13 protein-coding genes are annotated in these 12,709 nt (G+C 63.7%); 9 read left to right on the top strand and 4 right to left on the bottom strand.

The window, feature by feature from the left end; all coding sequences use genetic code 11:
• The first annotated feature begins 2 nt into the window (after positions 1 to 2).
• Positions 3 to 521, top strand: a complete 519-nt coding sequence (locus JST30_00990; protein MBS1712890.1) for an HAD-IIIA family hydrolase — start codon at positions 3 to 5, stop codon at positions 519 to 521.
• Here JST30_00990 and JST30_00985 read toward each other — a convergent pair.
• On the bottom strand, positions 515 to 1,573 hold the full coding sequence (locus JST30_00985) for a mannose-1-phosphate guanylyltransferase (protein MBS1712889.1): 1,059 nt from the start codon (positions 1,571 to 1,573) through the stop codon (positions 515 to 517). The two genes, JST30_00990 and JST30_00985, sit on opposite strands and share 7 nt — an antisense overlap.
• A gap of 146 nt (positions 1,574 to 1,719) precedes the next feature.
• Between JST30_00985 and plsY the strand changes: the two genes are divergently transcribed.
• The 4 genes from plsY to JST30_00965 are packed head-to-tail and all read left to right on the top strand — an operon-like array spanning position 1,720 to position 6,545.
• Positions 1,720 to 2,424 (top strand): glycerol-3-phosphate 1-O-acyltransferase PlsY, encoded by a 705-nt coding sequence (plsY, locus tag JST30_00980; protein MBS1712888.1) that lies wholly within the window; start codon positions 1,720 to 1,722, stop codon positions 2,422 to 2,424.
• Positions 2,421 to 3,236, top strand: coding sequence for a zinc ribbon domain-containing protein (locus JST30_00975; GenBank protein ID MBS1712887.1), 816 nt, complete (start codon positions 2,421 to 2,423; stop codon positions 3,234 to 3,236). Before plsY ends, JST30_00975 begins: the two co-directional genes overlap by 4 nt.
• Positions 3,223 to 4,296, top strand: coding sequence for an LptF/LptG family permease (locus tag JST30_00970; GenBank protein MBS1712886.1), 1,074 nt, complete (start codon positions 3,223 to 3,225; stop codon positions 4,294 to 4,296). Before JST30_00975 ends, JST30_00970 begins: the two co-directional genes overlap by 14 nt.
• Complete coding sequence (locus JST30_00965) at positions 4,293 to 6,545, top strand: LPS-assembly protein LptD (protein ID MBS1712885.1); 2,253 nt, start codon at positions 4,293 to 4,295, stop codon at positions 6,543 to 6,545. Before JST30_00970 ends, JST30_00965 begins: the two co-directional genes overlap by 4 nt.
• Here JST30_00965 and JST30_00960 read toward each other — a convergent pair.
• Together JST30_00960 and mutL are read right to left on the bottom strand one after the other, a co-directional pair.
• Positions 6,542 to 7,246 carry a succinate dehydrogenase gene (locus JST30_00960; GenBank protein ID MBS1712884.1) on the bottom strand — a complete coding sequence of 235 codons (705 nt, stop codon included), beginning with the start codon at positions 7,244 to 7,246 and terminating at the stop codon, positions 6,542 to 6,544. The two genes, JST30_00965 and JST30_00960, sit on opposite strands and share 4 nt — an antisense overlap.
• Before the next feature lie 50 nt (positions 7,247 to 7,296).
• Positions 7,297 to 9,066 carry a DNA mismatch repair endonuclease MutL gene (gene mutL / locus JST30_00955; GenBank protein MBS1712883.1) on the bottom strand — a complete coding sequence of 590 codons (1,770 nt, stop codon included), beginning with the start codon at positions 9,064 to 9,066 and terminating at the stop codon, positions 7,297 to 7,299.
• 95 nt (positions 9,067 to 9,161) lie between these two features.
• Here mutL and motA point away from each other — a divergent pair, with 95 nt between their 5' ends.
• The 4 genes from motA (at position 9,162) to ruvC (ending at position 11,797) form a co-directional block, all read left to right on the top strand.
• Positions 9,162 to 10,019, top strand: a complete 858-nt coding sequence (gene motA, locus JST30_00950; GenBank protein ID MBS1712882.1) for a flagellar motor stator protein MotA — start codon at positions 9,162 to 9,164, stop codon at positions 10,017 to 10,019.
• Positions 10,020 to 10,045: 26 nt separating this feature from the next.
• The gene (locus JST30_00945) at positions 10,046 to 10,927 is read left to right on the top strand and encodes an OmpA family protein (GenBank protein MBS1712881.1); all 882 of its coding nucleotides are present in this window, start codon (positions 10,046 to 10,048) and stop codon (positions 10,925 to 10,927) included.
• A gap of 99 nt (positions 10,928 to 11,026) precedes the next feature.
• A complete protein-coding gene (locus tag JST30_00940) occupies positions 11,027 to 11,314 on the top strand; it encodes a hypothetical protein (GenBank protein MBS1712880.1) in 288 nt (95 codons plus the stop codon).
• A 6-nt stretch (positions 11,315 to 11,320) separates the two neighbouring features.
• Positions 11,321 to 11,797 (top strand): crossover junction endodeoxyribonuclease RuvC, encoded by a 477-nt coding sequence (ruvC, locus tag JST30_00935; GenBank protein ID MBS1712879.1) that lies wholly within the window; start codon positions 11,321 to 11,323, stop codon positions 11,795 to 11,797.
• On the opposite strand, the gene JST30_00930 is transcribed toward ruvC, so the two are convergent.
• Positions 11,794 to 12,687 carry a DNA-processing protein DprA gene (locus JST30_00930; protein MBS1712878.1) on the bottom strand — a complete coding sequence of 298 codons (894 nt, stop codon included), beginning with the start codon at positions 12,685 to 12,687 and terminating at the stop codon, positions 11,794 to 11,796. The genes ruvC and JST30_00930 overlap by 4 nt on opposite strands.
• Positions 12,688 to 12,709 lie beyond the last annotated feature (22 nt).

Genomic DNA, 12,709 nt, shown 5'->3' with positions numbered 1-12,709 from the left:
ATATGCCGGGCCTGACGGTCCAAGCTTGCGGACCGCTCCCTGAGCCGCTCGTCAAGCGAGACTCTCGGCCGACCTTGTTCCTCGACCGTGACGGCGTCCTGAACGTCGATCACGGCTATGTCTGCCGACGCGAGGACTTCGAGTGGATCGATGGTGCGAAAGACCTTCTGACCTGGGCGAAAGACGAGGGCCTGAGAACGGCGGTCGTGACGAACCAGTCCGGAATCGGTCGCGGCCTGTACGAAGCCGTTCAGTTTCTGGACCTGTGCCGGATGATGCACGACGAATCCGACATCGACCTCATCACATATTGCCCTCACACGCCTGAAGACGCGTGTCCGGCCCGAAAGCCGGGTACAGGTATGCTGGAGGCCGTCGACCGCCTGCTCGGGGTCGACCGCGCACGGTCGTTCTTGATCGGGGACAAAACGTCCGACATCGCCGCTGCCGATGCGTTCGGCGTCCGGTCCTTGCTGTTCACGGGCGGAAACGTCCGTGACGCGTTTCTCGCGGTTTACTGACCGGACTGGAAACGCTTGACCTCTTGAGCCCGGTCGGTCGGGCAAACTAAGACCGAACCTTCCGTCACGACCACGACGAGGCCTTCGACCCCGAGGAGGCACACCTCCTGTCCCGTGCCGTCGACATAGACGACGTTGTCGGCCGAGTCGATCGTCCGGACGGTCCCGAGCGTCGTGTTCCCGTCGGGGTCCGGATCGAACGACCGCTTAAGGGAGTCCCAGGCTCCAAGATCGTCCCATTCGAACGCGGCTTCGACGACGTAGACCGCCGAAGCCTTCTCCATCAATGCGTAGTCGATCGACACGCTCTCTAAGCTCTCGAAGTCCGCGACGGCGGCTTCGGTGTCCCCCGTTTTGAGGTGACCAGCGATCGACCGGACTTTGGCGGCAGCGTCGGGACGCGCCCGTTCGAGTTCCGAGAGGAACGCAGGCAACGTCCAGAAAAACATCCCGGAGTTCCAAAGATAGTTGCCGGACGTCAGGTACGCCTCGGCCGTGACGAGGTCGGGTTTTTCACGGAAAGACCGCGCTCTGACGGCCCCCTCCGTCGGTTCGCCCAACTCGATGTAGCCATATCCCGTCTCGGGCCTGTCGGGCCGAATCCCGATCGTGACGAGCCCGCCTGTCCGCTCGGCCGTGTCCAAGGCCGTCGAGACCGACTCGTGGAACTTCTCTTGAGGCGCGATGCGGTGGTCGGCGGTCAAGACGGCCATGCTCGTCTCCGGCCAACCTTCGGGGTCTTGAGCCATGAGGTTCGCGGCGACCCAGACCAAGCAGCCGGTCGTGTTCCTCTTTGCCGGCTCAGCGAGGATATTGGCGCTCGGAAGTTGGGGACAGTCTTCGGCACTGCGGTCGGCCAGATGGCGCCCCGTCGCGATATAGGTCATCGGACCTCCGACCAAGGCGGCGGCACGGTCGACCGCTTCTTTCAAGAGCGTCCGGTCCGGATCCGTGAGGTTCAAGAACTGCTTGGGGCGCGATTTCGTCGAAACGGGCCAGAACCGCTCGCCCGAACCCCCCGCCATGATGACCGCCACTCTTTGAAACGCCATGATTCCGTGTCCTCCGGACAGTCTATCTAGTGACGCCCGTCCAGGCCCGACCTTGGGGACAGGAGGACTTGTCCGCGTAGGCTTCGTCCGGACCGCTTCCGACCTGATAAACTGACGGGCCTTGAGGTGTCGGACTTGAGCAACCGGTGCCGTGTCCCGGGACACGCACGCCAAGGAGATCGGCGCTGATCCTTGCCGCCCTCTATCTCGGGTCGTACCTGCTCGGCTCGGTCCCGTTCGGCCTTCTCGTCGGTCTGACCAAAGGGATCGATCTGAGGCAGGTCGGAAGCGGGAACATTGGGGCGACGAACGTCTTCCGCACGCTCGGCAAAAAAGCCGGCCTCTTGGCGTTCGCGCTCGACGTCCTGAAGGGCGTCGTGCCTCCTGTCGTGGCCCGTACCGCCCTCCAAGGAGTCGTCACGGACGCTCAACGGGCCGACCATGTGGTCCTCGTGGGCGTCGTCGCAGTGCTCGGTCACACGTTTTCGCCGTTCCTGAAGTTCAAAGGCGGCAAGGGCGTGGCGACGGGGTTCGGTGCCTTGCTCGGTTCGGCCTGGATCGTAGGGACGGCCGGGTTTGCCGCGTTCGTGGCGGTCTGGTTCGCGTCGGGTTACGTCAGCCTGGCGAGCATTACGGCCTGCCTGACGGTCATCGCGTCCGCTTACCTGACTCGTCAACCGCCCGTCTTTTTGGCCGTCTATTCGATCGTCCCGTTGCTGGTCATCGCCAAGCACGCTCCCAATATCCGGAGGCTGTTTAAGGGCGAGGAGCCGAAGACGCCGTGGCGGTCCAAGCCTGAGGCCTTGTCCAACGGAGCGGACGGCCCCCCGCCCGAGGCGGGTTTCGAATGAACTTCACGGACCGGGTTGCCACCGACCCCCTGGCCGCGTTCAGCGCGTGCGCGATTTGGATCCCGATCGTCTTCGTCGTCGTCACGATGGTCGGTTGGATGATCGCGGGAGAGGTCGAAACTCTCTTCGGGCTGGCGTGCCTTGGGATCGCCGTAGGTTCAGGGATCCTCGCCAGCAATCCGCCGGTGCCAGGGCTGGCCCCGTGGCTGTTGGCCTCGATGGTGGCCACGATCGTCCTGTTCCCGATCATTCGTGCCGCAGTCTTGAAGAGGGCTCTCGTCGCTATCGACATCGACCGTCTCGAGCGGGCTTTCGAAGCCCTGCAAGCGCGCCCGAACGACGCAGGCGCCGCCATGAAGATCGCGGAGGTCCTCTTCATCCGCGGGATGCCGGGACAAGCGATCGTCTTGGCCGAACGGGCCTTGGCCGTTCTACCGAAGGACGCTTTCCGGGAGGAAGCCCGGATGGTCGAAAGGTGGAAGGGCGAGCACGCCGACCCGGCACACTTCCGGCCGCTCTCTTGCCTGCACTGCGGAAACGCCAATCCGGTCGGCGAACTGTACTGTACGCGGTGCGGACGGCCGTACCTCGTCGAACTGGCGAGAGGGCGGTGGATGGGGGAAGGGTCGGTCCACCAGATCCTTGCAGTCTGGGTCTGCCTCATGTTCGCTTTTCTCGGTCTGCCCGTCGCTGCCCAGATCGCCCTTCGGTCGGTCCCCGTGGCGGCCGCCCTGGCCGTGTCGCAGGTCGTCTTAGGCCTCGGCGTGCTCGTTTGGGCGTTCCGGAAGGGAGGGCACCGTGAAGCGGCTTGACCGTTATGTGGTCAAGGAACTGTCGGTGCCCTTGTTCACGGGCACGTTCGTGTTCGCCCTGCTCTTCGTGGCGAACGACATGATGTTCATTTACAAGACCTACAACGTCGAGGCGATCCCGGTCGCGGCGATCGTCCAACTCTTGGTCTTCCAGTTCCCGCAATGGCTTGCGATCACGCTCCCGATCGGAACGTCGCTCGGATCCTCGCTGGCCATCTCCCGACTGGCGCGTGAAAGCGAGATCACGGCCATGCGGGCAGCAGGCATTCCTGTGTTCCGCGTTTTCCGGCCCCTCTTCTTCTGCGGGGCCCTGATGGCCCTCACGAACTTCGCCGTCATCGAGAAACTCGTCCCACCCGCGATGAAGGCCTACCGACGGCTGTCGAACGAGGTCGGGTTCCTTGCGGTCGTCCCCGAGTTCCGCTCGAACGTGATGCTCAGCATCAGCAGGTACAGCGCGAACTTCGGGAGCATCTCGCGCGAACGGGAGGGCGTCGTCCGGTTGCGGGACATCCTCTTGATCGAGCGTCCAAGGCCGGGAGAGGTCATGCTTTACAAGTCCGACGACGGCGAGTACCGTGACGGGGTCTGGAAGATCTACCGCCCGTACGTCATCGACCTCAAAGGCACGGTGCTCCAAGTCGCAGAGAGCCGGGACATGATGGTGATCAACGAGCCGATCGAAGTCGGGGACCTGTTCATGCCTCCCAAAGCCGAGGAGCAAACGATCGCTTCTCTCAGCCGTTCGATCAAGGAAGCGCGCGAGCACGGCATGTCGTCCCGAGCCCTTGAGATCAGCTACAACCGGAAGTTCGCCGACCCGGTCGCCTGCGTCGTCTTCGCGTTCACGGGGGCCGTCTTGGCGATGAGGTTCTCCCGAGCCGGGCCGTTCATCGGCGTCATGGTCAGCCTTGGCCTGGTCTGGGTGTACTTCAACGCCTATGTGGTCGCCGGAGACATTCTGGGCAAGAACGGTTGGATCAGTCCTGTCCTCTCGGCCTGGCTCCCGAACATCGTGTTCCTTTGTTTCGGTCTTCTCTTCGTGCGGAGGCTGGAATGAGGCGGATGCTCGGACTGGCGATGGCGGCCGCCGTGGGCGTCCCCTTGTGCTCGGCTCAAACAGGCTGGATCCCAGGGTTCAGCCGCTCGATGTCTGCCGTCAAGCGACAAGGACGGCTCCCTGAGAAGAAACAGGGCATCGGCGAGCCTTTCAAGCTGATCCACGCCGACAAAGGGTCCGTCGTCGGCGACGACGTGTCCGCTTCGGGGGCCGTCCACGCGACCTACAAAGGGTACGAGATCTTCGCCGACAAGTTGACGGGCAACCGGAAGACCAAGGTGTTCAGGCTCGAAGGGAACGGCAGACTGGTCGGTCAGACCGAGACGGTCGAGGGCGCCGTCGTCATCGTCGACTTTGGCAACGATACGTTCGCGTTCGAGGACGGCAAAGCCAGGATCAAGCCGGAGCGCTTGGAGAAGCGGCTCGTCGGCGACGTCTTCGTCAAGGCAGGCTCCGGCGCCGGAACACAGGCCGACTTTACGACCGAACACGGAAGCTTCACCACCTGCGACCTGGATCCGGCCCACTTCGAACTCGATTACGACACGAGCCGGATCATTCCGGGGAAACGTGCCGAGCTCCGAAGCGTGCGCTTGAGCATCTTAGGAAAGACCGTTCTGGGACTTCCTATGGTCGTCATCCCCTTGAACCGGCGCGGCCCCAAGACATGGCCAGAAGTCGGCCAAAGCGTCGACGAAGGCTACTACATCAAGACCAGGGTCTCGACGCCGCTCCATGGGAACGACTACGTCGACACCCGGCTCGACTACATGACGAAGCTCGGAGCCGGGCTAGGCCTCGACTACAACTATCTGTCCAAGACGGTGAACGGCAAGCTCTCCGCGTACACGATCACGGGCGGTTCGAAAAGCAAGGTCTTCTCGGCCCAGCACAACCAGAAGTTGGGGCGGGCCGACTGGACCCTCAGCAGCAACTATCAGTTGAGCGACTACTTGACGGCGCCTTCGTCCACCCTGTGGTCGACCTCGTCTCAGTTGCTTGTCCCTTGGGGTTCGGGGAACACGCGCCTCGGGTTCAACAGGTTCTTCAGCGAGTCGTCCGGGTTCAAGTCAGAGTCCCAGAACATCTCGATCGGTGACGACCGGCGGTTCGGGGGCGTGTCGTCCCGGATCGACTTGAACCTCGCCAAGTCGGTGTCGTCGGGGTTCGGTACGGACGTCCGGAGCCAACGGCTCGACGTCAAATACGGTGCTTCGGCCTCGTTCCGCTCCTTCGACGCCGAACTGACCTACCAGCGAGGCGTGCCGATCGGGAGTACGGCGAACTTCTACGACGCGAGCGACGTGACACCCATGCTGACGCTCCGGAGCACGGGCCGGCAGCTCTTTTCCGACGGGTTCGGTGAGCGTTGGCCGTTCTCGCTCGAGGCCAGCATCGGCGAGCTTGTCAACCCGAGCACGACCGGAAGCGAGCGCGTGACCCGCATCAACCTCGAAGCTGGGATCCGAAGGTCGGAAGGGTCGCCGAAACATTGGTCGTTGAACTGGGGAGGACGGTTCAAGCAAGGGCTGTACAGCGACGATACGGCTCAGTACGTCCTGAACTACGACAGCAACCTGGCCTATCACTTCTCGGGCAATTCCTCGGTCTCTCTCACGTACAACAACCTTCGCGCCTTCGGCTTCACGCCGCTCTCGATCGACAGTACAGGGCGCTCGGACTCCTTCAGTTTCGACCTGAACTACAACCCCACCAAGGCCCTCAAGCTCTCGTTGCAAACGGGATACGACGTGCTTCAAGGCGACCAAGGCGAAGTGCCGTGGCAGTTCGTTTGGTTCCGGAGCCGCTGGAACCCGGGAAAGTGGCTCGACGTCAACGGAACGGCGAGCTATGACACGTTCAACCAGGCGTGGAGCAATTTCAGAGTGGACGCAGGTGCGACCCTGGGCGATACGAGGATGTTCCTCGGTGCCCGTTACGACGGCCTCCGGTCTCAGTGGGCGGGCTTTAACGTCTTCGTCGACGGGTTCCGGGTCGGACGGGTGACGTCAAGGTTCTTGCTCGACTATGACGGGTACATGAAGCAGCTCGTCGCCCAGCACTACCAATTTGCTTATGACTTGCACTGTGCGGAAGCCGTGTTCGAGGTGATCGACAACCAGGTCGGGTTCCGGTCCGGTCGCACCCTCGCCTTCTACATCCGGCTCAAGGCGTTCCCAGGAGGCTCTCCGTTCGGCTACGGGACTCGCGGAGGATCGATCGGCGGCGGCTACGGATTCGGGAACTAGAGCTTCGCAGGGAGCAGGCCCTGCGACTGGGCAGACTTCGCTTCGACTGGTTGCTCGGCGGAAGGGAAGAGCGGACGGACGAACCCGAACAGGGCTCCGATCCCGAGCAGGCTGAGGACGATGAAAGCGACGGACGCGAACTTGCCCATCGCTGCTTGCGACTTCTCGCCGACGGTGATGCCCCACCGGATGCAGAAGTTCCAGATCCCGTAGGCGAGGTGATAGGAGCAGGCCGTCACGCCAAGGGCGTAGAGGACGAAAACGATGTATCCGTTCGAAGTCAAAAGCTGGTGCCAGGCGTCGTACTGGATCACGGCTTCACCCTGCGCCTTAGCCCGGACGGTCGTCGTCGCCACGTGGCCGACGAGGAACAGGAACGCCGCGACCCCGGACCAGCGCTGGAGGCGGTAGTACCGGTTCTCCCGGAACTTGTAGGCGGGCTGCGAGTAGTTGTCGCTGTTGCGGGAGACGATGAAAACGCCGTAGACCGCATGGAAGGCTAACGGCACCCAGATCGCGACGACTTCGAGGAGGAGCAGGACGTGGGCGGGTATGGACGAGAAAAACCCGATGACCCCGTTGAACTTCGTCGGCCCGGCGAGGCTGAAGCTGTTCAGGGTCAGGTGCTGGACCATGTAGAAGCCGACGGGCACGATCCCGGTCAGGGAGTGGACCTTGTGCCAGAAGTAGCTCTCTCGCATGCCTGGGTGGATTGTACTCATGGTCGGGAACGGTCCTCAGGTTCGGGCTGTCAACACCGCTTGAACCGGCGGTAGAGGTCTGACTTAGGAAGCACGATCGTGATCGGACGACCGTGGGGGCACAAGTACGGGTTTTCCGTCTTCGCCAGGTCTTGGATCAAGCGCTCCATCTCGGCCAGTCCGAGCGGGTCGCCGGCCTTGACCGCCATCTTGCAGGAGCACATGATGTAGACGTCGTCGCGGAGAGTCGACAAGCAGCCTTGGCCCAGTCCGTCGGCCAGTTCGTCGGCCAGGTCCCGCAGGGCGACGAGCGGCGGCCGGCCCCTCCAAAGGGCGGGGACAGAGCGGACGATGAAGCTCTCCCCTCCGAACGGTTCCAGGGTGAACCCTATGACTTCCAGTTCGGAGAGGCGTTCGGTCAAGAGTTCGACCGAGCGGCGGTCCAAGTGCAGCGTCTCGGGTTCGAGTAAGGCTTGACGTTCGACCGCGCCGGCTCCGCGACTGTCCCGGAGGTGCTCGTAGATGATCCGCTCATGGGCCACGTGCTGGTCGATGACGAGGAGGCTGGACGCGTTTTCGGCGATGATGAACGTGTCGTCGACCTGCCCAAGAACGCGCAAGCCCGTCAGGAACGCGGTTTCCGGGCTCGGCGTCGGAACGCTCGAAAAAGGTGGCTCCGCGGCACCGACGGCGGACGGCAAAGGCGTCCACGAACCATGGGGGGCGCCGAAATCGGAGAGGGCGCTGAAGATGTCGGCTTGCCCCGAGGCCGATTCGAGGGCGGCATTGGCGGCTGCGACGCCCTCGGCATGGGGGACCATTCCCGTCGCGATCAAAGCTGCGGCCACCCCTCGGCGGACGGCGTCGAACACGCCGCCTTCCATGTGGAAGCGCACTTCGCTCTTGGTCGGCGAAACGTTGACGTCGACCCGCGCAGGATCGACCTCCACGTTGAGGACGGCGACCGGAAAGCGCTTTTCGGGGGTCAAGGACCGCAAGGCTTGGTCAAGCGCGGCTTGGAGCGTCTTCGAGCGCACCGGCCGTCCGTTGACCATGAACCACTGGAGCGCGCGCGTCGGCTTCGTAAAGTGGGGAGGTGAGACGAAGCCGCGGACCCGGGCTTGTCCGTTGTAGAAATCGACGGGTGCCAGGGCTCGGGCGACCTCGCGGCCCCAGACTTCCGCGACCACGGTGCCGAAATCGCCACTCCCGCTCGTTTGGACGAGCGTGCCCGATCCGTGGCGCAAGGTGAACCGGACGCGGGGGTTCGCCACCGCGCACTTCGAGACGACCTCCACGCAGGCGGCCAACTCCGTCGCGTCCGACTTCAAGAACTTCAGGCGGGCGGGGGTGTTGTAGAAAAGGTCTTCGACCGTGACGGTCGTCCCTTGTGGGCCGGCGGTCGCAGTCGGGGTCGAGACGCGTCCGGATTCGCAGACGACGACGGCCCGGACGCCTCCGCCTTGGCCGCTTTGGACGGTCATTCGGGACACCGATGCGATCGAGGGCAGGGCTTCACCGCGGAAGCCCAAGGACGAGACGCTCATGAGGTCTTCGACCCGTGTGATCTTCGACGTCGCGTGCCGTTGGAGGGCCACGGGGATCGTATCGGCGTCCATTCCGCAACCGTCGTCGGACACTTCGATAAGTCGTCGGCCCCAGTCCTCGAGGCGGACTTCGATCGCCGTGGCTTGGGCGTCGAGCGCGTTTTCGACCAGTTCCTTGACGGCGGAAGACGGCCGTTCCACGACCTCGCCCGCCGCGATCTGGTTGACGGTATGGGGGTCAAGGAGCCGGACGACCGGTCGGAATACGGTCACGTCAGAGGCCGCCATCGCTGAGCAATCCGCCCGTCTGCGCCGACAATAGTAAACGTGCGGGGCTGACCCATTCTACTCCGCATCCAAACCGGGTCATGTTCACCTTTATCGGCATCATCATTGGTGTGGTCTGCACCATCGTGGGGTACGTCATCCACGGTGGCCAGATCGGTGCGCTGATCCAGATCAACGAGTTCATCATCCTCGGCGGCGCCGGGCTCGGGATCTTCCTGGGGTCGAACGGCATGCCCGTCCTCCAGCAGACGATCAAGGCCCTGACCGGCCTCCTCAAGCCGGGGATCTCGAAGCAGGACTATATCGACCTGCTCCGCATGATGTACCAGCTCTTCACCGTGGCTCGAAAGGAGGGCCTCCTCGGACTGGAAAAGCACGTCGAGGAACCGGAGAACAGCGACATCATGAAGAAGTTCCCGTCGTTCTTGAACAACCATCACGCCGTCCACTTCTTCTGCGACACGATGAAGGTCATCCTGACGGGCGCGGTCGGCCCCCATGACCTTTCTGAGATGATGGAACTCGACCTCGAGGTCGCTCACGCCGAGGAAACGGTCCCGGCGGACGCCCTTCAGAACGTCGCCGACGCCATGCCCGCCGTCGGGATCGTCGCGGCCGTCCTCGGCATCATCATCACGATGGGGAAGATCGGCGGCGACCCGGCCGCGATCGGCCACTCGGTCGCGGCAGCCCTTGCCGGAACGTTCTTCGGCATCTTCATCGGGTACGTCATCATCGCGCCGATGTCCAAGTCCATTTCGAACAGGGTCCGTGCGGGCGGGCAGTACATGACCTGCATCCGGTACGCGCTGTTCAGCTTTGCCCGGGGCGAGTCGCCCATCACTTGCGTCGAGTTCGCCCGCCGCAACATCGATCCGACCGTCCGACCCGGATTCCAGGAACTCGAAAAGGCGGTCAAAGAGAAGGACGCCGCCTAACCCGGTGACGGCCGGCCAGAGCTGACATGCAAGACGGCACCCCGATCATCATCAAGAAGAAAAAGGGCCACGGCCACGCCCATCACGGCGGAGCCTGGAAGGTGGCCTATGCCGACTTCGTGACGGCGATGATGGCGTTCTTCATGGTCATGTGGATCATGGGTATGGACCAGCCGACGCGCGAGGTCATCGCCGGCTATTTCAAAGACCCGGTCGGATTCGCGAAGAACATTCCGAAGACGAAGGTCAACCTTGTCAACAACACCGGGAGCCTGATGACGCAACCCGGAAAGGCTGGCCCTGACAACGGCAAGAAGAACGAGATCACGATGATGCGCCGGGTCGAGGAGAAAGTCAAGAAGGCCGTCGAAGCCGACCCTGGCCTGAAGCAACTCATCGCCAAGAAGGGGCTCGAGGTCAAGATGACGCCCGAGGGACTCGAGATCGAACTGATCGAGAACGAGACGAACTCCGAACTCTTCTTCAAACTGGGCAGCAGCGAAGTCCGTTCGCAGGCCAAGTCCGTCCTTGCCAGATTGGCGCCCGTTTTGGGCGCGACGAAGCGAAAAATGGTCGTCGACGGCCATACCGACGCCCGCCCGCTGACCCGTCCGGACTACGACAACTTCGACTTGTCGCACGACCGCGCCAACGCCGTCCGACGCTTGTTGGTCAAAGACGGATGCGGCCCGGACCAGTTCCTCGCTGTGCGGGGTTACGCCGCCAACCAGCTCCGGAACGCGAAGGACCCGAACCACTTCAGCAACCGTCGGGTCTCGATCCTCCTTCCGTACGCCTTTAAGGAGTCGTCGATCGAAGGGCTCCCGGCCGACCTGAACCGCGAAAGCATCGAAGGCGTTTTCCGGATGCCGCAGGTCCGTCCCGACGAACCTGCCGTCAAGCCCTGACGCCGCCTCCGGGCGTTATGTCCCGGGTGTGGAAAGGAGGACGCGCCGTTCCGCGGCTTTGTACCGTCCCTTAGGAACAAGCGACATGGAGGTCGGACGATGGCGGTAATGCTCTCAGATTTGTGGCGGTTTAACCTGGCAAAGGTGGTCGTGTTGGACGTGACCGACGACTACAGGTTCATGCAGCCGCCCCTCCCCCGAGACTGGTATCCGATCCTACGGGAAGTCTGGGTGACGGCCGCCGACCTCGACCGCAGGCTCTTGGAACTCGACCTCGTGGACGGCTACCTCTACGATTGGCACCAGATGCCGGACATCGAAGGGGACCCGTGGTACGTCGGCGTCGTCGACCGCGGCCTTCTCGGGCCCGCATCGGATCCGGCTTAGGCTGGAATGGTCGTCCTGGGCATAGATCCTGGGCTCGAGCGCATCGGCTATGGGATCGTCCGTCGGGAAGGGTCTCGGCTGACCTGTCTTGGGCTGGGCCTGATCCAGACGCCGCGCATCGCGACCGTCGACCGGCTTTCCCAGATCTTCGACGAGGTGACGGACCTTGTCCGGTCGTACCGTCCGGACGCCGTCGCCACAGAAAGGTTGTTCTACGCCAAGAACCAGACCACCGTCATCGAAGTCGCCAAGGCGATCGGCGTCGTGCACCTGGCGCTTGCCCGGGCCGGCCTCCATCCCGCCGAACTGTCCCCGCCAGAGGTCAAGTTGGCGGTCGTCGGGAACGGCCGGGCCGAAAAACGGCAGGTGCAGTTCATGGTCCAAAGGCTGCTGGGCCTTGTGGAGGCGCCGAAGCCGGACGACGTGGCCGACGGCCTGGCATTGGCGATCGCCCTGGCGCTCCGCGGTGGCGCCCAGGCTTAAAGCCCGTCGAGCACCGGAGCAGATCCGCGCTCACGCGCGACCGCAGCCTCACGGAGCCCTTCAAGCTCGTTGGCGTCCATGATCCGGTAAGCGCCGAGCCGGACGAGCGCCTCGGTGGCGTCGTCCCCGTCTGGCCCCCAGACCGCAGACTGCGACGTCCGACGCCGCATCGAATCGACCGCTCCGGCCCAAGTGCCGCCTGTCCGGTACCGAGGCCTTACGACGACGGTCAAGGGAGACGCCGCGTAGATCAACGTGTTCCGTTCCATCGCTTGGGCCGGGCTAAAGCCTGCCCACGGTTCACAAAGCGAGAGTTGACAGACCGCCGCGTCTGGCTCGACCAGGTCCAAACCGCACGGATAGACGGCCACGGTCCGGCCCTCCGAGACGTTCGACGCGGCCCGCGCCGCAGCGCTGTCGATGCCTCGGGCTCCTCCACTGACGACGGACAGTCCAAGGGTCAGGGCCGTCGTCGCGGTCTCGGTCACGAAGGAGACGTCTTCGGGATCCGGCTCGCGGGATCCCGCGATCGAGACCGTTTCGCCGGTCGGGGCCCGGCCCCGAACCCACAAGGCGGCCGGAGCGGACGCACCAAGGGCCCTGACCCATCGCTCGGGATAGTCCGGAGACGCCGCCGTCAGGGCTCGGCCTTCCTCGACGACCGGGAGCGCCCAATCGGTACGGCCAGGCTCGGCAAGAACGGTCGACTCTTCCCAAAGGCCGCAGTCCCGCAATGCGGCAGCCATGTCGGTCAACGCGGGTGCGAGGCGGAGGAGGGCGTCACGGACCAGTGGCCAGCGAGCCCTGCGAAGAGGCCCTCGCGGGGGTCCGCCACGGAGATAGAGCGCGGCCAACGCCACTTCGGACGCAAGCGTCCCCGAGCTCCCCATGGTCGGGAGATTACCTGTCTGG

The organism is Armatimonadota bacterium (assembly GCA_018268395.1).
Classification (GTDB): Bacteria; Armatimonadota; Fimbriimonadia; order Fimbriimonadales; family Fimbriimonadaceae; genus JAEURO01.
Note: the sequence above shows the minus strand (reverse complement) of the source record. Positions and strands in the feature narration are given on the sequence as shown.

Excerpts from the sequence above, each read along its gene's own strand:
- JST30_00990 (MBS1712890.1), top strand. The coding sequence starts at position 3 with ATGCCGGGCCTGACGGTCCAAGCTTGCGGACCGCTCCCTGAGCCGCTC.
- JST30_00985 (MBS1712889.1), bottom strand. The coding sequence starts at position 1,573 with ATGGCGTTTCAAAGAGTGGCGGTCATCATGGCGGGGGGTTCGGGCGAG.
- JST30_00975 (MBS1712887.1), top strand. The coding sequence starts at position 2,421 with ATGAACTTCACGGACCGGGTTGCCACCGACCCCCTGGCCGCGTTCAGC.
- JST30_00965 (MBS1712885.1), top strand. The coding sequence starts at position 4,293 with ATGAGGCGGATGCTCGGACTGGCGATGGCGGCCGCCGTGGGCGTCCCC.
- JST30_00960 (MBS1712884.1), bottom strand. The coding sequence starts at position 7,246 with ATGCGAGAGAGCTACTTCTGGCACAAGGTCCACTCCCTGACCGGGATC.
- motA (MBS1712882.1), top strand. The coding sequence starts at position 9,162 with ATGTTCACCTTTATCGGCATCATCATTGGTGTGGTCTGCACCATCGTG.
- JST30_00945 (MBS1712881.1), top strand. The coding sequence starts at position 10,046 with ATGCAAGACGGCACCCCGATCATCATCAAGAAGAAAAAGGGCCACGGC.
- JST30_00940 (MBS1712880.1), top strand. The coding sequence starts at position 11,027 with ATGGCGGTAATGCTCTCAGATTTGTGGCGGTTTAACCTGGCAAAGGTG.
- ruvC (MBS1712879.1), top strand. The coding sequence starts at position 11,321 with ATGGTCGTCCTGGGCATAGATCCTGGGCTCGAGCGCATCGGCTATGGG.
- JST30_00930 (MBS1712878.1), bottom strand. The coding sequence starts at position 12,687 with ATGGGGAGCTCGGGGACGCTTGCGTCCGAAGTGGCGTTGGCCGCGCTC.